The following is a 22912-nucleotide window of genomic DNA, read 5'->3' as shown; positions in this document are numbered from 1 at the left end:
ATTCGCGGATGATGCGGCGATGATCGCGCGCCTTCGTTCCATCTGGCTGAATATCAATGCCAGCTACTGGTTCTTTCCGGCGCTGTTTTCGGTCATCGCCTTCTTTCTCTCGTTCGTCACGATCTATCTCGATCGCAACGGCGCGGCGGAATGGCTGACCGACTTCCCCTGGCTCCAGCCCGCGCGGCCGGACGGCGCGCGCACCGTTCTGACAGTGATTGCCGGCTCGATGATTGGGACCGCCGCGACGGTCTTTTCGATCACCATCGCCGCCGTCGCCTATGCGTCGGGCAATTACGGGCCGCGCCTGCTTACCAATTTCATGGAGGACAAGGGCAATCAGGTCTCGCTCGGCGTTTTCATCGCCACCTTCGTCTATGCGGTGATGGTGCTGCGCGTCGTGCGCGGCGAGGACGAGCGGGCCGCGAGCGCCGCCGATGCCGCCGCGACGAGCCTGCCGGGCTTCACCCCGCAGCTCTCGCTGCTCGTGGCGACGGCGATGGCGATCTGGGCGGTGGCGGTGCTCGTCTATTTCCTCCACCACATCCCGTCCGGCATCCGTATCAACACGGTGTTGCAGGGAATCGGCAAGCGGTTCGTTCGCGATGTGAAAACGCGCTTTCCCGAAGAAGAAGGCGGGCGCGAACCGGGACAGCAGAATGCGGGCGAGCCGGTGACGGCGCTTGCGAACGGCTATATCGAGATCATCGATTTCGATACGCTGCAGGACATCGCCGCCGATGCGGAGGGCTGTATCGCGCTCAAGCTCCGGACCGGCGATTTCGTTCATCGCGGCGTACCGTTGGTCGAGGTCAGCGATACGGAATTGACCGACGATCTGGCCGACCGGATCCGCGACTGTTTCGTGACCGGCGGCATGCGTACCGCGACGCAGGATCTCGAACATCTGATCGACGAGCTGGTCGAGATCGCGCTGCGGGCATTGTCGCCGGGGATCAACGATCCGTTCACCGCGATCACAGCGACCCACTGGCTGAGCGCGGGCATGGCGGAACTGGCGCAGCGCAATCTCGATCGCGGACCCGAGCAGGACGGCTATGACTGGGATCATGTCCAGCCGCTCGACGACGATTTCGAGCATTTTCTCAATCGCGGATTCGGCGCGATCCGGGCCTCGGCGGCCGGCAGCCCGATGGCCGCGGGCAAGTTTATCGACACGCTGTATTCGGTTGCCCGGAACGCCAACTCGCGGCACCGCCGCGCGCTGCTGCTGCGCGAAGGTCTGCAGCTCGTCGAGCAGGCGAAGACGGTGATCGAAGGGCCGTCGCTCGAAGAGCTGAACGCGCGCTTTGACAAGTTCGCCGAGGCCATGGAAAAGCTCGGCACATGAGCTTTTCCCTCGACCGCTTCGATCTCGACGCCTTCATCCATTCGACCTTTGCCGAGGATCTGGGCGAGGGCGGGGACATCACCTCCGCTTCGGTGATCCCCGAAACCGCCCGTTTCAGCGGCGTCATGGACAGCCGGGACGCGATCACCGTCGCCGGCCTGTCGATCGCCGAGGCCTTTTTCCGGGCGTTGGACCCGGATGTCGAAATCGAGAGGCTGGTCGCGGACGGCGACAGCGTGCCGGCGGGTACGGACCTGATGAAGCTGACGGGGCTCGCCCGGGCGATGCTGACCGCCGAACGTTCGGCTCTCAATACCGTCCAGCATCTGTCGGGCATCGCGACGATGACCCGGGGCTATGTCGACGAGATCGCCGACACCGGTGTGACCCTGCTCGACACGCGCAAGACGATCCCGGGGCTGCGGGCGCTGGAGAAATATGCGACCCGCATGGGCGGCGCGCAGAACCATCGGATGGGTCTGTGGGACGCGGCGATGATCAAGGACAATCATATCGCGGTCGCAGGCAGTGTCGGCGAGGCCGTCCGCCGCGCGGTCGATGCCGGGATCGATGAGATAATCGTCGAGGTAGACCGCCCAGACGAGATCGAACCGGCGCTCGAAGCCGGAGCAACACGCCTGCTGCTCGACAATATGCCGCCGGAAATGCTTCGCAGCTCCGTCGAACAGATCGGCGATCGCGTGCCGACCGAAGCGTCGGGCGGGGTCACGCTCGGCAGCATCAACGAAATCGCCAAGACCGGTGTCGATTTCATTTCGGTGGGCCGTTTGACCCAGTCGGCGCCGGCCGCCGATATCGGCCTCGATTTCGCAGAGATCGACTGATGCGGCGCTGGTGGGCCGCGCTGGCGCTGCTTGTCCTGCCGTCCATCCTCCACGCCCAGGCCCGCGAATGCCGGATACCCGACCGGATCGCCGCGCCGCGCGCGGTTTCCATTCCGCCGGGGGAACGCCGGACCGCTCCGGTCACCAACCATCTGCTGGCGTTGAGCTGGTCGCCGGAATTCTGCCGGACGCGCGGCCGCGATCCGGCGCATCGCCTGCAATGCGGCGGGATCGCCGATGGCGGGGCCGGGCAGTTCGGTTTCATCCTGCACGGTCTGTGGCCGGAGACGAACGGGCCGCGCTGGCCGCAATGGTGCCGACCGGTACCGGCGCTGTCGCGGGCGACGGTTCGCGAGCATCTGTGCACGACACCGTCGGTGCGGCTGATCCAGCGCGAATGGGCGAAGCATGGCAGCTGCATGACGCGCGATCCTCGCCGCTATCTGCGGGCGGGTTCGATCCTCTACCGCGCCGTGCGTTATCCGGACATGAATACGCTCTCGCGGCGCAATCTGACCGTCCGGCAGTTCGCCCAGGCTTTTGCAGCGGCCAATCGCGGAGTCTCGCCGGACATGGTCAGCGTGCAGAGCAATGGACGCGGCTGGCTGACCGAAGTGCGGATCTGTCTCGGCCGCGATTTCCGGCCGCGCCGCTGTCCTCGCTGGCAGCGCGGGGCGCGGCCGAACGAGCGGCTGCGAATATGGCGAGGGCGTTGAGTTCGTCGGATCTCCGGCCTCGTCTCAGGCACGTAGACTCTTTTGTCAGACTCGACCGATAGGTCGAGTCTGACAATCAAACCTACCATTTCTATCTATTGAGCTGACCTTCGATCGTCACCGTTTCGGGGTGATGCTTGTCGAGATGCTTGCGGATGATCCTGAGGTTGTGCGTGTTCGAGCGGAAGACGAAATCGGCCGCGTCGCCGATCAGCGGTACTGCGCCGACGACGAGGTCGACGCCGATATTGCCGAACATCCGCGCGATCTTCCATTTCGGCATGCCGAGATTGCGGGCTTCCCAGACCAGCCATGTGCCCATTACCGCGGCGATCAGGTCGCCGACTACCGGGACCAGGCCGAGGATGAAATCGAGGCCGAACGGGCGGTTGATGACAGGCATGGTGAAGCCGCGCTCGAGCAAGGCCTCCATCGCCTCGACGCGCTGTCGGACCGAGGCCGGGTCGCGGCCGATTTCGGGCATCGCATCGGCGATGCGATCCAGATGTTCTTGCTTAAGTGCCATCCATAACTCTCTCGAAATACGCGATTTACCGAGGTCGAAAACCGCTCATACCATTTTCGATATAGGAAGCCGGCGGAGTGTTATCCAGTGGGCGCGACCAGCGTGTCCAGCGGGTGCCGGCCGAAACGGTTGGGCGCAAAACCGGTAATCCGCGACGAAACAAGGGCCCAGCGGATGGGCCTCAACAACGGGATATAGGGCGTCAGCCGCTGCAGTTCGGTGGCGGCCTCGGTGATCCGGATCGATCGGACCCGTTCGGACGGCGCTTCGTCGATCTGGTCCAGCAGGTCCGCATAGCCGTCGCTGCACGGAAGGCCGCGATTGCAGCGGAACTGTTCGAGATACCAGGTCGCACTGTCGGTCGCCGCCACCCGGTCGATCAGCCGCAGATCGGCATCGGCCGACCAGTCGACGCGCTCGACCGGTATACCGACGGCTGCCCAGTTGGTGCGTAGCGCAGCGAAGACGCCGCGATTGCCCGGCCCCTCGGGCAGCGCGACGCGCAGCGGTTCGATATCGCCATTGGCCGCCCGCCAGTTGGCGACCGCCTGCCGCGCGAAGCTGCGGCGCAGCGCGACGGTGCTATTCGCCCAGGGCGGCCCGACCATGTCGGCGAGCCCCTCGCTGTCCGGCGGCACGATCGAAAGGCGCGCTTCGGCCCTGTCGCCGCCGAAATATCCGGCGAGCTGACCCCGGTCGATCGCCAGCGACAATATCTCCCGGTTCTGCGGCATCGCGAGAAAGCCGGTCTGCTCGACGATCGCGAGACCGAACAGGCCTTCGACCGGATCGAGCTGCAACCGGGCGGAGGTCGGATCGATCGCCTCGGCATAGGGCAGGCTATTCCAGTTCCCGCCCAAGACGATATCGGTCAGGCCGCGATCGAAGCGCGCGACGGCGGTGGCGCCCGGCCGGAAGCGCAGTTCGACCGTTTGATCGGGCGCGATCGGTTCGGGTTCGACGATCTCGCCGTCGATCTCCTCCGGCGGCTCGCGGCGCGGGGCGAGCAGCACGGTCCCGTCCTCCGGCGCATAGCCATCCGCGATCACGAAGGGCCCGAGCCCCGAGCCTTCTACGAGTATGGCGAGATCCGGAGCGGCGAGCAGCTGGAGAAAATCCAGTCGCGGACGGCGGAGATTGATCTCGACGACCTGCGGCGTGACGGCGCTGATCTCCTCGATATCGGAGAGCTGCCGCGCGAGCCGGTTGCGGCTGCCGGGCCGGCCGGCATTGCGCAGCTGTTGAGCGACCTGCCCGGCGGTCACCGCCGTGCCGTCCTCCCAGGTCACGTCGTTGAGGCGAAAGACATAGGTCTGGCCCTCGTCGAGCACGATCCAGCGCTGCGCGAGCGCCGGCTCGACCTGTCCCTCGCCGTCGAGACGGACGAGACCTTGCGCGGTCGCCTCGAGCAACAGCGCGTCTGCGGGCGAAGGAAGCGCGGCCAGCGGCTCGGCAAAATCGGTCGGCTCGGCGATCAGGTCGACACGAACCGGGCCCGCATCCTCGCCATCGGCGCAGGCGGCGATGAAAAGGGCGAGAATCGGAAGTGTGCGGCGGATCATCACGCGTCGGTCAGTAGCAGCGTGCGGCTGGGATGCACATTGGCCGGATTGTCGATCCAGCCCGACACGCGCTCGGACACGAGCGACCGGCTGACATAATAATAGATCGGCAGGATCGGCGCATCGCGGACGAGGATCGCCTCCGCGGCCCGCATCAACCGGGAGCGGACGGCTGGATCCGGTTCGGCGAGCGCCGCATCGAGCGCTGCGTCATAGGCCGGATTGGCATAGCCCGAATAGTTGATGACGCCCGCATCCGAGCGATGGACGGCGAGGAAATTTTCGGGCGCCGAAATGTCGCCGATCCAGCCCGAGCGCGCGAACGTGAAATCGGCGCGGCGCAGCGCTGCGAAATGCAGGGTCGCCTCGCTGTTGAACAGGCGCGCCTCGACGCCGAGCGGCTCCCACATCGCGGCAAGCGCGACCGAGATGCGCCGGTGCTCGGCGGCGCTGTTGAAGCGGATGTCGAAGCTCAGCGGATTGTCCGGTCCGTATCCGGCTTCGGCGAGCAGCCGGCGGGCCTCGGCGCGGTGCTCCGCGCGCGACCGGTCCGCGCTATCGGAGCGGAGCGGATCGAGCCCGGACATGCCGGGCGGGATGATGCCCCAGGCAGGCCGGGTGCCGATCGCCAGCAGCTCCTCCGAGATCCAGCGCCGGTCGATGGCGAGGCTGAGCGCGCGCCGGACGCGGACATCGTCGAAGGGCGGCCGACGGGTATTGAACGCGAAGTAATAGGCGCCGCGATAGGGCGCGAGGCGGGTGGCGTTCGGGTGGTTTGCCCGTAAAGAGGCGAGGCGCGTCGCCGGAAACTCGCCCGCGACATCGGCGCCGCCGGCCAGAAAGATCCGCATCGCCGTCAGACTGTCATCGACCGGTCGCCAGGCGATCCGCGCGATCGGCGCCACGCCGTCATGCCACCGCGGATTACGCTCCAGCAGCGCGCGATCGTTGAGCGTCCAGTCGACGAGCCGATAGGGGCCCGAGGTGACGAGCGGCCGTTCGCCGGTCCAGCCTTCGCCGACCGCCGCGACGCGGTGGAGCGGCAGTGCGCCCATCGCCGGATGGGCGAGCAGCTCGAGCAATGCCGGAAAAGGATAGGCGAGGGTGACACGCACCCGCTCGCGGGACGGCGCTTCGACGGACTCGATCGCGTCGAAAAGCGAGGCCGTGGGTGCCGCCGACGCCGGATCGCGCAGCCGCTCGAAGATTGCGACGAAGAGGGTAGCGTCGATCGGTTCGCCGTCGGAAAAGGCGAGACCTTCGCGCAGCGTGAAATCCCAGACGAGTCCGTCGTCCGACGCCGACCATGTTGCGGCGAGCCCCGGTTCGATACCGCCATCGGCCGTATAGCGCGTCAGCCCCTCGAACTGATCGGCAGCGACGCGCAGCGAGGCGAGATCGGACACGCGGTGCGGATCGAGCGACTTGATCTCGTCATCGGCAAGCCGGACGAGCATATCGTCCGGCGGCGCACCCGCATCCGCCCCGCCGCACGCGGCGAGCAGCAGGGCGAACAGAATGGCTATCGCGCGCAGATCGGGCACGGTTGCAGTCTAGGCCAGGCGGTAGCCCGGCACCAAGCCTCGTGTCAGGCGCGGAGTGTTTCCCAGGGGCCGCGGATGGCCAGAGTGATGCCGGGTTCCTGGATGTTGACGAACAGGATGCGGCCGTCCGGCGAGAAACAGGCGCCGCAAAACTCGCTGCGGTCGGGATGCAGGTTGCGGGCAAAGTCGTAGATCTGCCCGCTTGGGGTCAGGCCGCGCAGATACTGGTCGCCGCGGCCGTCCTCGCACAGGATCAGATCGCCCCAGGGCGCGACGGCCAGATTGTCGCACATGTCGAGCGTGTCCGCGCCGGGCGATTCGTAGATCAGGGTCAGCATGCCGGGCGCATCGCCTTCGCCGGCCTGTCCTTCGGCCGGGCCGGGCGTGTACCGCCAGACCTGCCCCGCGCGCTGCACGCCGCCCTGGGTGCAGTTGAAGAAGATGTCGCCGCCGCTGCCGCCGGGCCGCCGGCCATAATCCATGCCTTCGCCGCGATAGAATTGCGCGGCGCCGGCGGCATGGCCGCGCGCCGCCAGATCGCCTTCCGGCGCCTCGACATCGTCGAGATCGATCCAGTCGACGGAGAAGGAACGGCCCGGTTCGATCGCGCCCAGCCCGGGGCCGCCCCAGTCGCTTGGCCAGTTGCTGGTAATGGCCGAGAGCCATTCGCGGATCGCGAGCGCCTGGAGCCGCCCGCCGCGATGAAGTTCGCCAGGCGTTTCGGGAAGAAAGCGGTAGAAGAGCCCGGTGCGGCTATCCTCGGTCAGATAGACGATCCCGGTATCGGGGTCGATCGCGACCGCTTCATGCGCGAACCGGCCCATGGCCGTGAGCGGCACCGGCGGTATCACGCCGGTCGCCGACGCCGGCGTTTCGAAGACGAAGCCGTGTGGTCGCTGCGCATCGTCCGGCGGCATGACCGGCGATTCCTCGCAACTCAGCCATGACCCCCAGGGAGTCGCGCCGCCCGCGCAATTGCCCGAGGTGCCGGTGAGGACGAGATGGTCCTCGACGAGCCGGCCTGCGCGCATATCGTACACGACCCGCGTCACTCCGCCGAAAAAGGGGCTGTCGTCCGGCTTGCGGTCATACAGCATTCCCTCGCCGAGCCGGGGCAGGAGTTCGTTATTCTCGCCGAACGGGCTGCCATGGTCGGTATCGGGCCAATTCTCGTGGTTGCGCATGAGGATGCAGCGATCGGCGTTGGCGGGGTCGGCGAAACAGGCCATGCCGTCGGGCCGGCCGGGCCGGAAAAAGCCGTCCGCCATCGTCCCGCCGGTTTCGGAGACGACCGAATAGGTGAAGCCTTCGGGCAGGGCGAGCAGCGCGCCGGCATCGCCGACAAGGCGCGTCGGGCCTGCCGGTGCCGCGATCGCGGAGAACCCGCCAAGTGCGGTTGCAGAGTAGAAGAGGCCGGCGGCCTGTCCATATCGGAGGAAAGTGCGTCGGGAGAGTGTCATGGGCGCTGTCCATTTCGGCTGGATCGAATGGATGGAAGACTAGCGCGAAAATGTGACAGTGGAAATCTGTCGATACGATGGTGCGGACGGCGGGACTCGAACCCGCACTCCCTTACGGGAAGCAGATTTTAAGTCTGCAGCGTCTACCGGTTTCGCCACGTCCGCATGGGGAAGGGGTGGCCGAACTCCATCGGTGTTACAAGCGCAAAAAGGATCGCCGCCTCAGACGTTGAGGCGTTCGCGCATTTCCTTGCCGGGCTTGAAATAAGGCACGCGTTTGGCCGGTACGTTGACGGATTCTCCCGTGCGCGGGTTGCGGCCCACGCGCGCCTTGCGTTCACGTGTCGAGAAAGCGCCGAAGCCGCGCAGCTCGACCCGCCCGCCCTTCGCCAGTTGTTCGGTAATGGAATCGAAGAAGCAATTGACCAGACGTTCGACATCCTTGGTCGACAGTTCCGGATTGTCAGCCGCGATCTTCTGAACGAGTTCGGATCGGATCATGAAGGCATTCCCCCAAAGGCCATTTGTTGCGACACCTACGTGCGGCTTTATGCCGCTACGGCAGAAGCCGGGCACCTTTGTGATGCTCACGACCGCTGCTCTTTCGGTAATGTTCCGGTTTCGTAACTTTTTCAAGCCGAGCGCGGCGGATTTGCGGCAGTTTGACGAATATTCAGGCAATTGCGTCGCATTTTGAGACGGATTCACAAAAAAGAACCCGCGATCGCAGACCGCAATGGATGCGGTCGCGCGAGTCGCGGGTTCTGTTTTCGCCGGCCCGACGGAGCGGGCCTGGCGATTATCAGCTGTCTTTGGCGTCCTCGTCGCCGCCCTTCTGCTTGAGCGCTTCGCCGAGAATATCGCCAAGGCTCGCGCCGGAATCGGTCGAGCCATATTGTTTGACGGCCTGCTTCTCCTCGGCGACCTGAAGCGCCTTGATCGAGAAGTTCGGCTTCTTCGAGCGGTCGAAACCGACGACCATCGCGTCGAACTTCTGGCCGACCTGGAAACGGTCCGGGCGCTGCTCGTCGCGGTCGCGGCCGAGATCGGCCCGCTTGACGAAGCCCGTCGGGCCGTCGTCGCCGACCTGCACGTCGAGGCCGCCATCGCGAACGTCGAGCACGGTTACCGTGGATATCTTGCCCTTGCGCAGATCTCCATTGTCGGTGGAGGCACCGCCGCGTTCGAGCTGCTTCATGCCGAGGCTGATGCGTTCCTTCTCGGGATCGACGTCGAGGACCACGGCCTTGACCGTTTCGCCCTTGTGGTGAAGCTCAAGCGCTTCTTCGCCCGAAACGCCCCAGCTGATGTCCGACATGTGGACCATGCCGTCGACATCGCCGTCGAGCCCGACGAACAGGCCGAATTCGGTGGCGTTCTTGACTTCGCCTTCGACTTCGGCGCCGACCGGGAAGCGTTCGGCGAAGCTGTCCCACGGATTGTCCTGGGCCTGTTTGAGGCCGAGGCTGATCCGGCGCTTCTCTTCGTCGACCTCGAGTACGACGACTTCGACCTGTTCGCTGGTCGAGACGATCTTGCCCGGATGGACGTTCTTCTTGGTCCAGCTCATCTCGGAGACATGGACCAAGCCTTCGATGCCCGATTCCAGTTCGACGAACGCACCATATTCGGTGATGTTCGTGACGCGGCCGGTGAAGCGGGCGTCGACCGGATATTTGGCCGATGCACCTTCCCAGGGGTCGGTCTCGAGCTGCTTCATGCCGAGGCTGATGCGCTGAGTCTCGCGGTTGATGCGGACGATCTGCACGGTGACCTTGTCGCCGATATTGACCATTTCGGACGGGTGATTGATCCGCTTGTAGCTCATGTCGGTGACATGGAGCAGACCGTCGATGCCGCCGAGATCGACGAACGCGCCGTAATCGGTGATGTTCTTGACGACACCCTCGATAACCTGGCCTTCGGTCAGCGACTGAATCAGATCCGAACGCTGTTCGGCGCGCGTTTCCTCGAGCACGGCGCGGCGCGACACGACGATGTTGCCGCGGCGGCGATCCATCTTGAGGATCTGGAAGGGCTGCGGAATGTCCATCAGCGGGGTGACGTCGCGCACGGGGCGGATATCGACCTGGCTGCCGGGAAGGAAGGCGACGGCGCCGCCAAGATCGACGGTGAAGCCGCCCTTGACGCGGCCGAAGATCGTGCCCTCGACGCGGCTTTCCTTGTCATATTCGGCTTCGAGCCGGTCCCAGGCGGCTTCGCGGCGGGCGCGATCGCGGCTGAGCATCGCTTCGCCCTGCGAATTTTCGACGCGGTCGACAAAGACTTCGACTTCGTCGCCGACCGAGAGATCGGCTTTCTGGCCCGGGCTCGCGAATTCGCGAAGCGGCACGCGGCCTTCGGATTTCAGCCCGACATCGATGACGGCGAGGTCGTTCTCGATACCGGTAACGGTACCTTTGACGACGCGGCCTTCGAAGCCGTCGGAGTCGCCCAGGGTTTCATTGAGCAGTTTTTCAAAATCGTCCCGTGTGGGATTCGGCGCAGTTGCCATGGATAAAAGATCCTTCATTTATCGTTTCAGGCCGTCCGGTTGTCTCCGGAGGTCTTGGAACATCGTTGCGAAACCGGCCTCTTGCCGGTCCCGCGTCCGCCGTGCATTTCCGCCGCAAAAGCCCGTGCCGTTTGAAAAGCACAAAACGCACCAAGACCGCGGCGCGAACGCCGCTTCCTGATACGTTGCTGGGTGGATGCGGCTCTTACCGCTTACCCGTCCGAGCTTCTACGAGCGCAATCGCCCGCTGGACGGCGGCCGATATAGTGAGGTTCGTCGTGTCGAGCAAGTCCGCATCGTCCGCGCGTTTGAGCGGTGCGCTGGCGCGTTCGCTGTCGCGCCGGTCGCGGTCCTCGATATCGGCGAGAATCGCGGCGAAATCGGCTTCGGGATCGGTCTTGAGCTCGTCCTTGTACCGGCGTTCGGCGCGCGCTTCGGCGCTGGCCGTGACGAACAGTTTGGCATCGGCGTCGGGCGCGATCACGGTGCCGATATCGCGGCCGTCGAGCACCGCGCCGCCCGGCTGGTTGGCGAAGGCTTTCTGCCGCTCGATCAGCGCCGCGCGGACCACGGGATGAACCGACACCCGCGACGCGTAAGTTCCGGCAGCCTCGCTGCGCAGTTCGGGATCGTCGAGCAACTGATCGGGAAAATCGCAACCGGCCACCGCATCGACCGGATTGTCCGGATTGCCCCCGGCGCGCAATACACTCACACCGACCGCCCGATAAAGCAGTCCGGTATCGAGCCAGGGCAGGCGATAATGCGCGGCCAGCGCGCGTGCAATCGTGCCTTTGCCCGACGCGGCGGGGCCGTCGACCGCGATCATCACCGCCCGATCGCCCCCAGATCCTCCAGCATCGGCGGGAAGCTCGGGAAGCTGGTCGCCATCGGCCGGATATCGTCGATGGTTACGCCATGGGCCGATGCTAGGCCGGCGACGGTGAAGCTCATCGCGATGCGGTGATCGAGTTCGGTCGCGATATGGGGCGTGGCATAGTCGCCCTTGAGTTTTTCCCCGCCCGATCCGGTGATGGTGAGGCCGTCCGGCCGTTCCTCGACCGGCACGCCGAGCTGGGCCAGGCCCCGGGCCATGGCGGCAAGCCGGTCCGACTCCTTATGGCGGAGTTCGTCGAGCCCGCGCGTTACGGTCTGGCCGTCGGCCAGCGCCGCCGCGACGAACAGGATCGGGAATTCGTCGATCATCCGCGGCGCAATGTCCGGCGGCACCTCTATTCCCGTGAGCGCGCTGTGTCGGGCGCGGATATCGGCGACGGGTTCGCCGCCGACGTCGCGTTCGTTTTCGTAAGTGAGATCGGCGCCCATTTCGCGAAGGATCTCGAACAGGCCGGTGCGCGTCGGGTTGATACCGACATGCTGGATCAGCACGTTCGAACCGGGGACGAGCAGCGCCGCGACGAGCGGGAAGGCGGCGGACGAGGGATCGCCCGGTACGCTCATATTGTGCGGCCGCAGTTCGGCTTCGCCCGTCACCGCGATGACCCGCTCGCCATCGACTTCTTCGATCCCGACCTCGGCGCCGAAACCGGCCAGCATCCGCTCGCTATGGTCGCGGGTTCGTTCGGGCTCGATGACACGGGTGATGCCTGGCGTGTTGAGCGCGGCGAGCATGATCGCCGACTTCACCTGGGCCGAGGCGACGGGCAACCGATATTCGATCGGTACCGCCGGTACCCGGCCATGCACCATCAGCGGAAGCCGGTCGCCCGGCGTCACCGAAAAGCTCGCGCCCATCTTGGAGAGAGGCTCGATCACCCGGCCCATCGGGCGCTTGGAGAGCGACGGATCGCCGATAAAGGTCGCGGTGATCGCATGGCTGGCGACAAGCCCCATCAACAGGCGCGCGCTCGTGCCCGAATTGCCCATGTCGAGCGCGGTTTCCGGCTGAAGAAGCCCCCCGACGCCCACGCCGTTTACCACCCAGTTGCCGTTCGAATCCTGGCCGATCTGCGACCCCATCGACCAGAGCGCGGCGACTGTCGCAATGACGTCCTCGCTTTCCAGAAGTCCCTCGATCCGGCTTTCGCCGACCGCCATCGCCGAGAGGATCAGCGCGCGGTGGCTGATCGACTTGTCGCCCGGCACGCGGGCATAGCCGCTCATCGGCCCCAGCGATTCGAAAGTGCGGGGTATCGGCTTTTCTGACATGGAAGTCCTTATGGGGGTTTGGGTCCGACAGCGCCTGCCGGGCTGAGTTGATCGCAAACCGCCGTGTCGCCCGTCCGGGACGAAACCGCATCTGCGGGCCTTGGCTTTTGACAGTGGCAATCCCATGTGGCAAGCGCCCGCCCGACTGCGGGCTCAAGCCTGCGCCAATATTTTCCGAAGCGATGAAAGACACAATCCAATGGTGAAGCCAGAATGGGGCACGAAGCGGACCTGCCCGAAATGCGGAACCCGTTTCTACGATCTCGGCGAAGAGGATCCGGTTACCTGCATCAACAGCGAATGCGGCGCGATCTGGGAACCGGAGCCGGTTCTGAAGTCGAAGCAGCCGGTCATTTTCGACGAGAAGAAGGACGAGAAAGAAAAGAAGGACGACGCCGATCTTTCGGGCGACGATGACGACGAAGATGAAGATCTCGTCGCCGATGTCGACGAGGATGCCGAGATCAATCCCGACGACGAAGTCGATCTGGGCGGTGACGACGACATCCAGGTCGACACCAGCGCGTCCGGCGACGACAAGGAAGACGACAGCTAAGACGGTAAACCGTCTTGCCTAAGGCGGGCGGCGGCGCTACATGCGCCGCTCCCGCACCTGATGGGGCCGTAGCTCAGCTGGGAGAGCGCTACACTGGCAGTGTAGAGGTCAGGGGTTCGATCCCCCTCGGCTCCACCAGAATTTCGGAGAGAGAAAAGGCGCGCGGCGCCTTTTCCCGAAATTCTCCCGAGCGATAGCGAGGGCCGTTCCTTGAATAAGAACCGTAGGCTTGTTTGGCCTGATTATCTGCCGGGTGGGCGCCGAGGTACTGTCACTTTCGATCTATATCCGATCCATTTGCTTCACCCTGAAATCAATCGGTGGGTGGACAGCAAAGATCTAGCGTTGGTTCTCATGTATCGAGGCGCATTCATTGCGGCTTGGCCCAATATCGAAACAATCGAAACTGAGCTTTGCATTCGCGCGTCTAGATTGGCGCGTTACGCAAGACTGAAGTCCCAATATCCCTATAGCCGTCAGGCAAAAGCAAAGTTTCTAAGGAATGTTGGGAGTGCTGAAGGGCCGCTCAAGCCGCTGGCGCCGTGGATCAACCTCATGCTGGAGCGGCTGGACCGGTTTGGCTCATTTCGGGATATGATGGTTCATAGTCGGATGGGATTACCCAGTATCAAACAGGGAACGAAATTCGATCATTGGGACATGGTAAAATCTGAAGGGCTAACGCATTTCCTAACGCCAGCATCGTTCGAGGAGATACAGTCCAAAACCGAGCGGATTTGTCGTCTGAGTCGCTGGGTAACGCGAGCCTATGCCCAATATATAACCGAGGATGTTCTGCCGCGCTGAGCGCTCCCAAGACGTCTCACACTTAGGCTGCCAGAAAGCCCTCCAGCCGCTGTGTGATGATCGCATCGGCCTCTTCCATGATGCCGTCGATCAATTCCTTGCAGGTCGGAATATCGTTGATGAGGCCGGCGACCATGCCGCAGCTCCAGGCGCCGCGATCCATCTCGCCTTCCATCATGATCTCGGGGTAAACGCCGGCGACCTGATCCAGGATATCGGTAATCTGGAGGTCGGCGCCCTTTTCCTTCTCGATCTTGAGGATTTCGTCGACCGCCGCGTTCTTCAGCACGCGCTCGGTATTGCGCAGCGGTCGCATGACGAGCGCCGTATCGAGTTCGCTCGCATCGACGATCGCCTGTTTCACATTCTGGTGCACCGGCGCTTCCTTCGTTGCGATGAAGCGCGTGCCCATATTCATGCCCTCCGCGCCCATCGCGAGCGAGGCCACAAGGCTTCGCGCATCGGCCTGGCCGCCCGAGGCGACGAAGGGAATGTCGAGTTCGTCGGCGGCGCGGGGCAGCAGGATCATGTTCGGGATATCGTCCTCGCCCGGATGGCCGCCGCATTCGAAACCGTCGACCGACACCGCGTCGCAGCCGATCGACTGGGCCTTGAGGCTGTGGCGGACGCTCGTGCATTTATGGATGATCTTGATCCCGGCTTCCTTGAGCCGCGGCAGATGCTCCTGCGGATTGCGGCCCGCCGTTTCGACGACCGTGATCCCGTTCGAAATGATCGCATCGATATATTCGGGATAGGGCGGGGCGGTGAAGGCGGGGAGGAAGGTCAGGTTCACGCCGATCGGCTTGTCGGTCATGTCCTTGGCCTTCTTGATCTCCTTGTCGAGATCTTCGGGCGTCTTCTGGGTCAGGCCCGTGATGATACCCAGTCCGCCCGCCTCGGAAACCGCCGCCGCGAGTTCGGCAAAGCCGACATAATGCATGCCGCCCTGGATGATCGGATGTTCGATGCCGAACAGTTCGGTGATGCGGGTTTTCATTGTGCAGTCTCCTCGAGCGGATTTGTTATTGTTCTTGGGAAGATGCCTTAGCGGCCCTTCCAGTTCGGCTTGCGCTTCTCGGCAAAGGCGGCGGCGCCTTCGCGCGCGTCTTCCGATGTAAAAATGCCGCCGATGATCTTCTGTTGCTCGGCCCACATTTCGTCGTGCGACCAGTCTTCGGTCCTGGCGATGACTTGCTTGCTGGCCTTTACCGCGAGCGGGCCGTTCTCGGCGATTTTCGCTGCGAGTTCCTTGGCGCCGTCGAGCGCCGGGCCGTCGACGACACGGTTGACGAAGCCCATTTCGGCCGCGCGTCCCGCATCGATGAAATCGCCGGTCAGCGCCAGCTCCATCGCATAGCGCTGTGGAATCAGGCGGGGCAGGCGGAGCAGGGCGCCCGCGCCGGCGGCAAGCCCGCGCTTCACTTCGGGAATGCCGAATTTCGCGTCGTTATTGGCGACGACGAGATCGCAGGCGATGGCGACTTCCATGCCGCCGGCGAGCGCATAGCCGTCCACCGCCGCGATCAGCGGCTTGGCGGGCGGGGCTTCGACGAAACCGGCGAAGCCCTTGCCGCTGACGACGGGAAGCTCGCCCTGGAGGAAGGCCTTGAGGTCCATGCCGGAGCAGAAGGTGCCGCCTGCGCCGGTGATGATGCCGATCATCAGACTGTCGTCGCGCTCGAGCGTTTCGATCGCCGCGGCGATGCCTTCGGCGACCGCGCGGTTGACGGCGTTCTTGGCTTCGGGGCGGTTGATGGTGATGGTGAGGACGCCGTTTTCGGTGTCGGTAAGGACGGCTTCGGACATGATCGCTTCTCCCGTGATTCTGTTTGGCGCCACTCTCGCCTTGCTTTACGTTCACGTCAACCTTGGTTTGTGCCCGGCCTTGCGGAATAAGGGCGCGCATGACCGATCCCGCATTCCGCCCCCGCCGTTCCTGCCTCTATATGCCCGGCGCCAATGCCCGGGCGCTGGAAAAGGCGAAATCCTTGCCCGCCGATGTGCTGATCTTCGATCTGGAAGACGCCGTTGCGCCCGATGCCAAGGCGGCAGCGCGCGACCAGGTGGCCGAAACGATTGCGGCCGGCGGCTATGGCGGGCGCGAGCTTGTCGTCCGTGTCAACGGCGCGGATACCGAGTGGAACGCGGACGATCTTGCGATGGTGAAAGCGGCACGGCCGGACGGCTTGCTGATCCCGAAAATCTCGCGCGCGGCGGATATCGACGGCGCCTCGGAGGCCGACCTGCCGATCTGGGCGATGATCGAAACGCCGCTCGCGATTCTCAACATTGCCGAGATCGCGGCGGCGCCGAGACTCTCGGCGATGGTAATGGGCACCAACGACCTCGCCAAGGACATGCAGGCCAGGTTGCGGTCCGGCCGCGAAGCCTTCGCCACCGCGCTTTCGCTGACCGTGATGGCGGCCCGGGCGCATGGCAAGATCGTGATCGACGGGGTGTTCAACGGCATCGGCGACGATGCCGCGCTCGCCGGCGAATGCGAGCAGGGCAGGGAACTCGGTTTCGACGGCAAGACGCTGATCCACCCCGATCAGCTGGACGCGGCAAACCGGATATTCGCCCCTTCGCGCACAGCGCTGCAGGATGCGCGCGCGATCATCGCGGCCTTTGCCGAGCCCGAAAATGCCGGGAAGGGCGTGCTCGAGGTGGACGGCGCAATGGTCGAACGGCTGCATCTCGCCGAGGCCGAGCGGCTCGTCGCGCTGGCCGAGGCAATTGCCGAGCGCGAGGCGGCGCGGGACTGAGATACTCGTAGAACTGGCGGTCGGGCTTGTCCCGATCGGGGACATCGGCCGGCTATCCCCATCTTAACCATCTTCGAGTGTAAACGGGATGGTAAACAAAATGTTAACGAGCGGTCATGGCAACCGCTCCATCCGACTCGCCCTACGCGCCGCTCACCGTCGACCTCATCCGCCGCGAGCGCGATATCGACACGATCATTACGCTGCGCCGCCCGCCATTTCCCCGGCGCGGGGAGCTGGCCGAAAACGCGCGGCTCTTCACCGTCACCTGGGCCGGCGGCTTCGTCTTTTTCATGACGTTCCTGGGCTAGGCGGGATGCTGTTTGTCAGAACGTTGCTCGCGATTTTCCGGTAGGGAAATTCTGACGAACAATTCCCGGTGCCGCGCCTGAGGCGCAGCCGAAGGTCTGACAAAGAAATATCCGAAAAATCCTAATCGCAGGCTTTGTGAAGCAGCCAGGCGGTCCAGGCGGATACGAGGCACATGGCCGCCACGAGGAACAGTTGCTCGGTCGTCGAAACACCGAGCACGCTCAGCCCGAATGCCGCCAGCGCGCCGAGCACCATGGATCCCGAATTGACGACATTGTTCGCGGCGATGGTCCGCGCCGTCTGGCTCAGGTCGACGGTGGTCGTCAGAAAGGCATAGAGCGGCACGACGAACATCCCGCCGGCGATCGCCACGCCCATCAGGACGGCGAGCAACAGCCAGCTGCCGTCGTGCATGATGAACCCGACCAGATCGTAGAGTTCGCCGTTTTCCAGGCCCTGCCACTGGATCGCGATGAAATAGAGGATAAGCACGAACCCGCCCATCACGATCACGCTGAACGGGGCGATCCGCGCCGAAACCTGGCCCTTGAGTATGCGGTTCGAAAGGATCGATCCGATCGCGATGCCGATCGAGAATATGCCGAGGAACATGCTCGCGACCTTGGGGTCGGCGGTCAGCACATTCTTCACCAGCGGCGGGAACTGGATGATCAGCACCGAGCCGATCGTCCAGAAGAAGCTGATCGCGATAATCGCGAGGAAGAGCCGCCGGATATGCATCGTCCCGTTCACGAGGCGGTAGGACGAGCGGAAGATGTTGTAGTCGATCGGCTCCGGTTCCTTCTGGGCCGGTGCGGCGGGCACGAAATGCGCGCTGATCCTACCGACCAGCGCGACCGTCAAAACCCAGACCGCGGCCCAGAAGGCGCCCAGCCAGTCGACGATCACGCCGCCCAATATGGTGCCGGCCAGGATCGCGATATAGGTGCCCGCTTCGACGAGGCCGGTGCCGGCCAGCACTTCGTCCTTTTCGAGATGCTGCGGCAGTATCGCATATTTGATCGGCCCGAAAAATGTCGACTGGGCTCCGAGCGCGAACAGGGCGGTCAGCATGAGCGGTATCGACTGAAGGATCAGGCCGGCCGCGCCGGTCAGAGCGATGACGATTTCCAGCGTTTTGACGAAGCGGATGATCTTCGCCTTGTCCATATTGTCGGCCAGCTGCCCGGCAATCGCGGACAGCAGGAAGAATGGCAGGATGAACAGGCCGGTCGAGATCGAGCTGAACTGGAATTCGAGCGTCTCGTCATCATAGATTTCGTAGATCACGAGTACGACCATCGCGAACTTGAACAGATTGTCGTTGAACGCGCCCAGCATCTGGGTAACGAACAGGGGCGCAAAGCGGCGCTTGGTCAAAAGTTCGAGCGATGTCGGCATGCAGTCCTTCGGGAAGAGGGAAGGGGGTGCGTCGAGATGGAGAGCACGCATAGCGGAGGCTTTCCGGCGCGCCAAGGGCCGGGCCCGCGCCCGCCATTGTCGCGACGAGGCTTTGTTGCGTTGGCAAAAGCGGTTAGGAGGGGCCGACCATGCTGACCTTGCCCAATCTGCTGACGCTTTCGCGCATTTTCGCCGTTCCGGTGCTCGTCGCGCTGCTCTGGGATTCGGGCTGGTTCGGCTATATCTGCGCCTTCATTCTTTACTGCACCGTCGGTGCGACCGATTATCTTGACGGATACCTCGCGCGCTCCCAGGGGACGGTGTCGAAGCTCGGCATCTTTCTCGATCCGATCGCCGACAAGATCATGGTCGCCTCCGTGATCGTGATGCTCATTTTCACGCGCGACATCGAGAGCTGGCACGTGATCGCGGCGATCGTCATCCTGTTGCGGGAGATCATCGTGTCCGGCCTGCGCGAATTCCTCGCGGGGCTCAGTGTTTCGGTGCCGGTCAGCCAGTTGGCGAAATGGAAGACCGCCTTCCAGATGGTCGCGCTCGGCGCGCTGATCCTGGCAGGAGCCGTGGCCCATGGCGGCTGGACCGACTTCGCCTGGGTGAAGATGGTCGGGCTGGTGTCGCTATGGCTGGCGGCCGGGCTGACGATGATTACCGGCTGGGATTATCTCCGCGCCGGTCTCAAACATATGGATTGAGCGCTATGGCGATCGAACTGCTCTATTTCGCTTGGGTACGCGAGGCGCTCGGCCGCGATGCCGAAACGATCGAACCGCCCGACGGCGTGGAAACGGTCGACGCCCTGATCGACTGGCTCGCGGCTCGCGGCGGCGGATATGCCGAAGCTCTTGCCGACAAGGAGCGGCTGCGCGTCGCAATCGACCAGGAATTCGCCGGCTTCGATGCGCCGCTGGCCGGCGTCCGGGAGATCGCGCTGTTTCCGCCGGTGACGGGCGGATGACGCCGGACATCCGGGTCCAGAAGGAGGTATTCGACCCGGCGGCCGAAAGCGCCGGGCTTGCAATCGACGGCGCGGGTGCGATCGCGACTTTCACCGGGCTGGTGCGGGGCGATGGCGGTCTCGTGGCGCTCGAACTCGAACATTATCCCGGGATGACGGAGGATGCGTTGCGGCGCATCGCCGAGGATGCCGCCCGCCGCTGGGCACTTTCGGCGCTGACGATCGTCCATCGGGTCGGCCGAATGGTGCCGGGAGAGCGGATCGTTTTTGTCGGCGCCGCGTCGCGCCACCGGGGCGATGCCATCGACGCCATGCATTTCGTTATCGACTGGCTCAAGACCGATGCGCCGTTCTGGAAGCGCGAGGAATTCGCCGACGGCCGGTCCGGCTGGGTCGAGGCGCGCGCGGACGATATCGAGCAGCGCGGTCGCTGGTCGGGTCAATAGGAAAGGGGCGCCGCAGCGCGGCGCCCCTTGAACTTCGCCGTCAGGCTTTAGCGGTCGCCGGCGCCGGCCGTTTCCGGTTCGGGCACCAACACGCCGTTGATGACGTGGATAACGCCGTTGGACTGGGGAACGTCGGTCTGCGTCACATAGGACACGCCGCCGATTTCGTCGCGCAGCGAAACTGCGCCATTATCGAGCGTCGCGACCAAGGGCGATCCCTCGACCGTGGTCAACGTCAGTTCGCCGCCGGCTTCCTCGATCATGCCGACCAGCGTTTCGGCATCAACCGCGCCGGACACGACATGATAGGTCAGGATCTGCGCGAGCTGGGCGCGCGCGGCGTCCTGCATCAGCGCATCGACCGTGCCGGCGGGCAGCAGGCCGAACGCTTCGTTCGTCGGTGCGAAGACGGTGAACGGACCCGGGCCCGACAGCGTCTCGACGAGCTCGGCCTGCGCAACCGCGGCGACGAGCGTCGTGTGAATCGGAGAATTGGACGCGTTTTCGACGATATTGCGCGTCGGCAGCATTTCAGCGCCGCCGACCGTGACGGTTTCAGTCGTTTCCGCTTGGGTCGTCATTTCGGCATCGCCATCGTGGCTCGCGCCACCGTGATGATCGGCGAGCGCAGGCGCGCTGCCGAGGGCGAACAGAGCCAAACCCATTGAAACGCCGGTACCTTTGGCCAATCGCATAGACTTAGACAACTTCATTCTCCTTGATTTGGTTGAGGGGATATAAGTGGTTAACGCATAGCAAGCGCTATGGTTGCGAGCGACCTGCCCTTTTGGACAGGACGGCGTCAAGTCGCCGCCTCGCGCATCGCATCGGCGAGCAGGCGGAAATCCTTTTCGCGCGGGCTGTTCTTGCGCCAGACCAGCGCGATCGTCCGGGCCGGGTGATCGGCATCGAGCGGCCGGGCGACGATATTGGTATCGCGCAGGATGCCGGCGTCGATCGCCATTTCGGGAAGCATCGTCGTACCAAGGCCGTTCTCGACCATCTGCACGAGCGTATGCAGAGACGTGCCCATCATCCGCGCCTCGGCGCGCAGTTCCGGGCGGTTGCAGGCGGCGAGCGCATGATCTTTCAGACAGTGCCCGTCCTCGAGCAGCAGCAGCCGCCCCTCGTCGATGATCTCGGGTGCGATTTTCTTGGGCGGGTTGGCCGGTTCGCCCTTGGGGAACGCGACGAACAGCCGGTCGTCGAACAGTTCGGCGGTGTCCACCTCGCCGCAGCGATAGGGCAGGGCGAGCAGGATGCAGTCGATCTGTCCGCGTTGCAGCGAATCGCAGGCCGCCGGGCTCGTCTCCTCGCGCAGGAACAGTTTGAGGTCTGGCCAGTCGGTGCGGAGCTTGGGCAGGATATGCGGGAGGAGAAACGGCGCGATGGTCGGAATAACGCCCATCCGCATTTCGCCCGATAGCGGCTTGCCGGCGGCGCGCGCCATCTCCGAAAGCTCCTCGGCCTCGCGCAGCACGCGCTGTGCCTTGTCGGCGATGCTGAGCCCGAGCGGGGTGAAGCGTACGACGCGCCGCGTCCGTTCGACCAGCGTGATGCCGATCAGCGACTCCAGCTCGCGCAGCCCCGCGGACAGGGTCGACTGCGTGACGAAACAGGCCTCGGCGGCCTTGCCGAAATGGCCATGATCGCGCAGCGCGACCAGATATTGCAGCTGTTTCAAGGTCGGCAGATAGGTCGACATGCGCACCCTCAAATTTATCGTTATATTCGATAAATAAGGGATTACTTATCGAAATCAACCATGAATCGATGGGAAAGCTGGCCTTTTGGGGGGTATAGCGGGCCGAACTGGTTTTTTTTACACTGAATGATTATTACGTTGCGGATCGCCACTGGCGCGGGAGAAGCAAATGCCTGGCCGACTGATTGCCTATATCGATTCCATACGGTCCCGCGATCCTGCACCGCGCTCCCGGATCGAAGTGTTGCTCTACCCGGGCGTGTGGGCCTTTACCTATCACCGGTTGGCGCACGTCCTGTTCCGCGGCAGGCTGTTTTTCCTCGCCCGTTTCGTCAATCACTGGTCGCGCTTCCTGACCGCGATCGACATCCACCCTGGTGCGAAGATCGGGCGGCACCTGTTTATCGACCACGGTTTCACGGTGATCGGCGAAACCGCCGCGATCGGCGACAATGTCACTATCTACCAGAATGTCACGCTCGGCGGCACGAACCCGGCCGACGGCGTCCCCGGCAAGCGTCACCCGACGATCGAGGACGATGTGATCATCGGCTCGGGCGCGCAGATCCTGGGACCCATCACCGTCGGCAAGGGCGCACGGATCGGCGCCAATGCCGTCGTCACCAAGGACGTCCAGCCCGGTGCGGTCATGGTCGGCATTCCGGCCAAGCCGACCCTTATGGACGCCGAGGACAAGCCCGAAGGTTTCGTCCCCTATGGTACGCCGTGCAGCGAAGTGTTCGATCCTTCGACCCAGAAGCTGGAACTGATGCGATGCGAGCTCGAGCAGCTGCACAAGCAGATCGATGCGCTGATCGCCGAACGCGACGGCGACGAGGCCCCGGTTCAGGAGAGCGATTGCGCCTGATGGGCACCGTTACCCCGTTCCCGGATCGGCGCGGCCCCGCGGGCCAGTCCCCGCCCAACCAGGTCGGCTTCGACCGCACCGAACTCAACCGCATCCTCGATCTGTACGGCCGGATGGTCGCGGCCGGGCACTGGCGCGATTATGCGATGAATTTCGAGAAGGACTTCGCCTCCTTCTCCGCCTTCCGCCGCACCGCCGAGCGCCCCGAATACCGGATCGAGAAGCGCCCCGCCCTGCACAACCGGCAAGGCATGTGGGCGCTCTTGAACGAGGCCGGGATGATCCTGAAGCGCGGGCATGAACTGGCGCCGGTTCTGGCCCCCGTCGAGCGGCGGCTGCTCAAGATCGTCGGCGAGTAGTTTTTAGAGTCTCCTTTGTGTTTTTT

Annotated in this window: 25 protein-coding genes and 2 tRNA genes; 13 read left to right on the top strand and 14 right to left on the bottom strand. The window is 64.1% G+C overall.

The genetic code is table 11. The features are described from left to right. The first annotated feature begins 19 nt into the window (after positions 1–19). The 3 genes from HFP57_RS06265 to HFP57_RS06255 are packed head-to-tail and all read left to right on the top strand — an operon-like array spanning position 20 to position 2912. Complete coding sequence (locus tag HFP57_RS06265; protein WP_176868985.1) at positions 20–1351, top strand: DUF2254 domain-containing protein; 1332 nt, start codon at positions 20–22, stop codon at positions 1349–1351. Further along, complete coding sequence (gene nadC, locus HFP57_RS06260) at positions 1348–2196, top strand: carboxylating nicotinate-nucleotide diphosphorylase (protein WP_176868984.1); 849 nt, start codon at positions 1348–1350, stop codon at positions 2194–2196. The genes HFP57_RS06265 and nadC overlap by 4 nt, the downstream gene beginning before the upstream one ends. Continuing rightward, positions 2196–2912 (top strand): ribonuclease T2 family protein, encoded by a 717-nt coding sequence (locus HFP57_RS06255; RefSeq protein ID WP_176868983.1) that lies wholly within the window; start codon positions 2196–2198, stop codon positions 2910–2912. Before nadC ends, HFP57_RS06255 begins: the two co-directional genes overlap by 1 nt. Positions 2913–3003: 91 nt before the next feature. Here the strand turns inward: HFP57_RS06255 and HFP57_RS06250 are convergent, their stop codons facing one another. The 9 genes from HFP57_RS06250 to aroA form a co-directional block, all read right to left on the bottom strand. Then, complete coding sequence (locus HFP57_RS06250) at positions 3004–3438, bottom strand: DUF4112 domain-containing protein (RefSeq protein WP_176868982.1); 435 nt, start codon at positions 3436–3438, stop codon at positions 3004–3006. Between the two features lie 80 nt (positions 3439–3518). Continuing rightward, a complete protein-coding gene (locus HFP57_RS06245; RefSeq protein WP_176868981.1) occupies positions 3519–5000 on the bottom strand; it encodes an ABC transporter substrate-binding protein in 1482 nt (493 codons plus the stop codon). Next, positions 5000–6544 carry a peptide ABC transporter substrate-binding protein gene (locus tag HFP57_RS06240; protein ID WP_246263428.1) on the bottom strand — a complete coding sequence of 515 codons (1545 nt, stop codon included), beginning with the start codon at positions 6542–6544 and terminating at the stop codon, positions 5000–5002. Before HFP57_RS06240 ends, HFP57_RS06245 begins: the two co-directional genes overlap by 1 nt. Positions 6545–6588: 44 nt before the next feature. Next, positions 6589–8004, bottom strand: coding sequence for an alkaline phosphatase PhoX (locus HFP57_RS06235; protein WP_176868980.1), 1416 nt, complete (start codon positions 8002–8004; stop codon positions 6589–6591). Positions 8005–8082: 78 nt separating this feature from the next. Further along, positions 8083–8169: transfer RNA gene (locus HFP57_RS06230), tRNA-Leu, on the bottom strand. Between the two features lie 57 nt (positions 8170–8226). Further along, positions 8227–8505, bottom strand: a complete 279-nt coding sequence (locus tag HFP57_RS06225) for an integration host factor subunit beta (RefSeq protein WP_176871173.1) — start codon at positions 8503–8505, stop codon at positions 8227–8229. A 301-nt stretch (positions 8506–8806) separates the two neighbouring features. Next, positions 8807–10519 (bottom strand): 30S ribosomal protein S1, encoded by a 1713-nt coding sequence (gene rpsA, locus HFP57_RS06220; RefSeq protein WP_176868979.1) that lies wholly within the window; start codon positions 10517–10519, stop codon positions 8807–8809. Positions 10520–10724: 205 nt separating this feature from the next. Next, on the bottom strand, positions 10725–11351 hold the full coding sequence (locus HFP57_RS06215) for a (d)CMP kinase (protein ID WP_176868978.1): 627 nt from the start codon (positions 11349–11351) through the stop codon (positions 10725–10727). Next, entirely contained in the window at positions 11348–12688 is a 1341-nt protein-coding gene (aroA, locus tag HFP57_RS06210; RefSeq protein WP_176868977.1) for a 3-phosphoshikimate 1-carboxyvinyltransferase, read from the bottom strand. The genes HFP57_RS06215 and aroA overlap by 4 nt, the downstream gene beginning before the upstream one ends. A gap of 199 nt (positions 12689–12887) precedes the next feature. On the opposite strand from aroA, the gene HFP57_RS06205 reads away from it, so the two are divergent. The 3 genes from HFP57_RS06205 to HFP57_RS06195 all read left to right on the top strand — a co-directional run bounded on the left by HFP57_RS06205 (position 12888) and on the right by HFP57_RS06195 (position 14051). Then, positions 12888–13244 carry a TIGR02300 family protein gene (locus tag HFP57_RS06205; protein ID WP_176868976.1) on the top strand — a complete coding sequence of 119 codons (357 nt, stop codon included), beginning with the start codon at positions 12888–12890 and terminating at the stop codon, positions 13242–13244. A 62-nt stretch (positions 13245–13306) separates the two neighbouring features. Then, a tRNA-Ala gene (locus HFP57_RS06200) sits at positions 13307–13382 on the top strand. 72 nt (positions 13383–13454) lie between these two features. After that, on the top strand, positions 13455–14051 hold the full coding sequence (locus tag HFP57_RS06195; RefSeq protein ID WP_176868975.1) for a hypothetical protein: 597 nt from the start codon (positions 13455–13457) through the stop codon (positions 14049–14051). Positions 14052–14073: 22 nt separating this feature from the next. Here HFP57_RS06195 and HFP57_RS06190 read toward each other — a convergent pair whose 3' ends face one another. Beyond that, positions 14074–15051: an NAD(P)H-dependent flavin oxidoreductase gene (locus HFP57_RS06190; protein ID WP_176868974.1), complete on the bottom strand. Its 978-nt coding sequence runs from the start codon at positions 15049–15051 to the stop codon at positions 14074–14076. Positions 15052–15098: 47 nt separating this feature from the next. Further along, the gene (locus HFP57_RS06185; protein WP_176868973.1) at positions 15099–15860 is read right to left on the bottom strand and encodes a crotonase/enoyl-CoA hydratase family protein; all 762 of its coding nucleotides are present in this window, start codon (positions 15858–15860) and stop codon (positions 15099–15101) included. Positions 15861–15958: 98 nt separating this feature from the next. Between HFP57_RS06185 and HFP57_RS06180 the strand changes: the two genes are divergently transcribed. Next, positions 15959–16819: an HpcH/HpaI aldolase/citrate lyase family protein gene (locus tag HFP57_RS06180; protein WP_176868972.1), complete on the top strand. Its 861-nt coding sequence runs from the start codon at positions 15959–15961 to the stop codon at positions 16817–16819. A 116-nt stretch (positions 16820–16935) separates the two neighbouring features. Then, positions 16936–17130, top strand: a complete 195-nt coding sequence (locus tag HFP57_RS06175) for a hypothetical protein (protein ID WP_176868971.1) — start codon at positions 16936–16938, stop codon at positions 17128–17130. A gap of 121 nt (positions 17131–17251) precedes the next feature. On the opposite strand, the gene HFP57_RS06170 is transcribed toward HFP57_RS06175, so the two are convergent. Further along, positions 17252–18532, bottom strand: coding sequence for an MFS transporter (locus HFP57_RS06170; RefSeq protein ID WP_176868970.1), 1281 nt, complete (start codon positions 18530–18532; stop codon positions 17252–17254). Between the two features lie 149 nt (positions 18533–18681). Between HFP57_RS06170 and pgsA the strand changes: the two genes are divergently transcribed. The 3 genes from pgsA to HFP57_RS06155 are packed head-to-tail and all read left to right on the top strand — an operon-like array spanning position 18682 to position 19954. Next, positions 18682–19245 carry a CDP-diacylglycerol--glycerol-3-phosphate 3-phosphatidyltransferase gene (pgsA, locus tag HFP57_RS06165; protein ID WP_176868969.1) on the top strand — a complete coding sequence of 188 codons (564 nt, stop codon included), beginning with the start codon at positions 18682–18684 and terminating at the stop codon, positions 19243–19245. A 5-nt stretch (positions 19246–19250) separates the two neighbouring features. Beyond that, a complete protein-coding gene (gene moaD, locus HFP57_RS06160; RefSeq protein ID WP_176868968.1) occupies positions 19251–19508 on the top strand; it encodes a molybdopterin converting factor subunit 1 in 258 nt (85 codons plus the stop codon). After that, positions 19505–19954, top strand: coding sequence for a molybdenum cofactor biosynthesis protein MoaE (locus HFP57_RS06155; protein WP_176868967.1), 450 nt, complete (start codon positions 19505–19507; stop codon positions 19952–19954). Before moaD ends, HFP57_RS06155 begins: the two co-directional genes overlap by 4 nt. A gap of 47 nt (positions 19955–20001) precedes the next feature. Here the strand turns inward: HFP57_RS06155 and HFP57_RS06150 are convergent, their stop codons facing one another. Together HFP57_RS06150 and HFP57_RS06145 are read right to left on the bottom strand one after the other, a co-directional pair. Then, positions 20002–20619, bottom strand: coding sequence for a fasciclin domain-containing protein (locus HFP57_RS06150; protein WP_176868966.1), 618 nt, complete (start codon positions 20617–20619; stop codon positions 20002–20004). Positions 20620–20756: 137 nt separating this feature from the next. Next, entirely contained in the window at positions 20757–21659 is a 903-nt protein-coding gene (locus tag HFP57_RS06145; protein ID WP_176868965.1) for a LysR substrate-binding domain-containing protein, read from the bottom strand. Positions 21660–21828: 169 nt separating this feature from the next. On the opposite strand from HFP57_RS06145, the gene epsC reads away from it, so the two are divergent. After that, on the top strand, positions 21829–22527 hold the full coding sequence (gene epsC, locus HFP57_RS06140; protein ID WP_176868964.1) for a serine O-acetyltransferase EpsC: 699 nt from the start codon (positions 21829–21831) through the stop codon (positions 22525–22527). Next, positions 22527–22886: a DUF2794 domain-containing protein gene (locus HFP57_RS06135; RefSeq protein ID WP_176868963.1), complete on the top strand. Its 360-nt coding sequence runs from the start codon at positions 22527–22529 to the stop codon at positions 22884–22886. Before epsC ends, HFP57_RS06135 begins: the two co-directional genes overlap by 1 nt. Positions 22887–22912 lie beyond the last annotated feature (26 nt).

The organism is Parasphingopyxis algicola (genome assembly GCF_013378075.1).
Lineage (GTDB): Bacteria > Pseudomonadota > Alphaproteobacteria > Sphingomonadales > Sphingomonadaceae > Parasphingopyxis > Parasphingopyxis algicola.
This window is presented reverse-complemented; position numbering and strand designations above follow the sequence as displayed.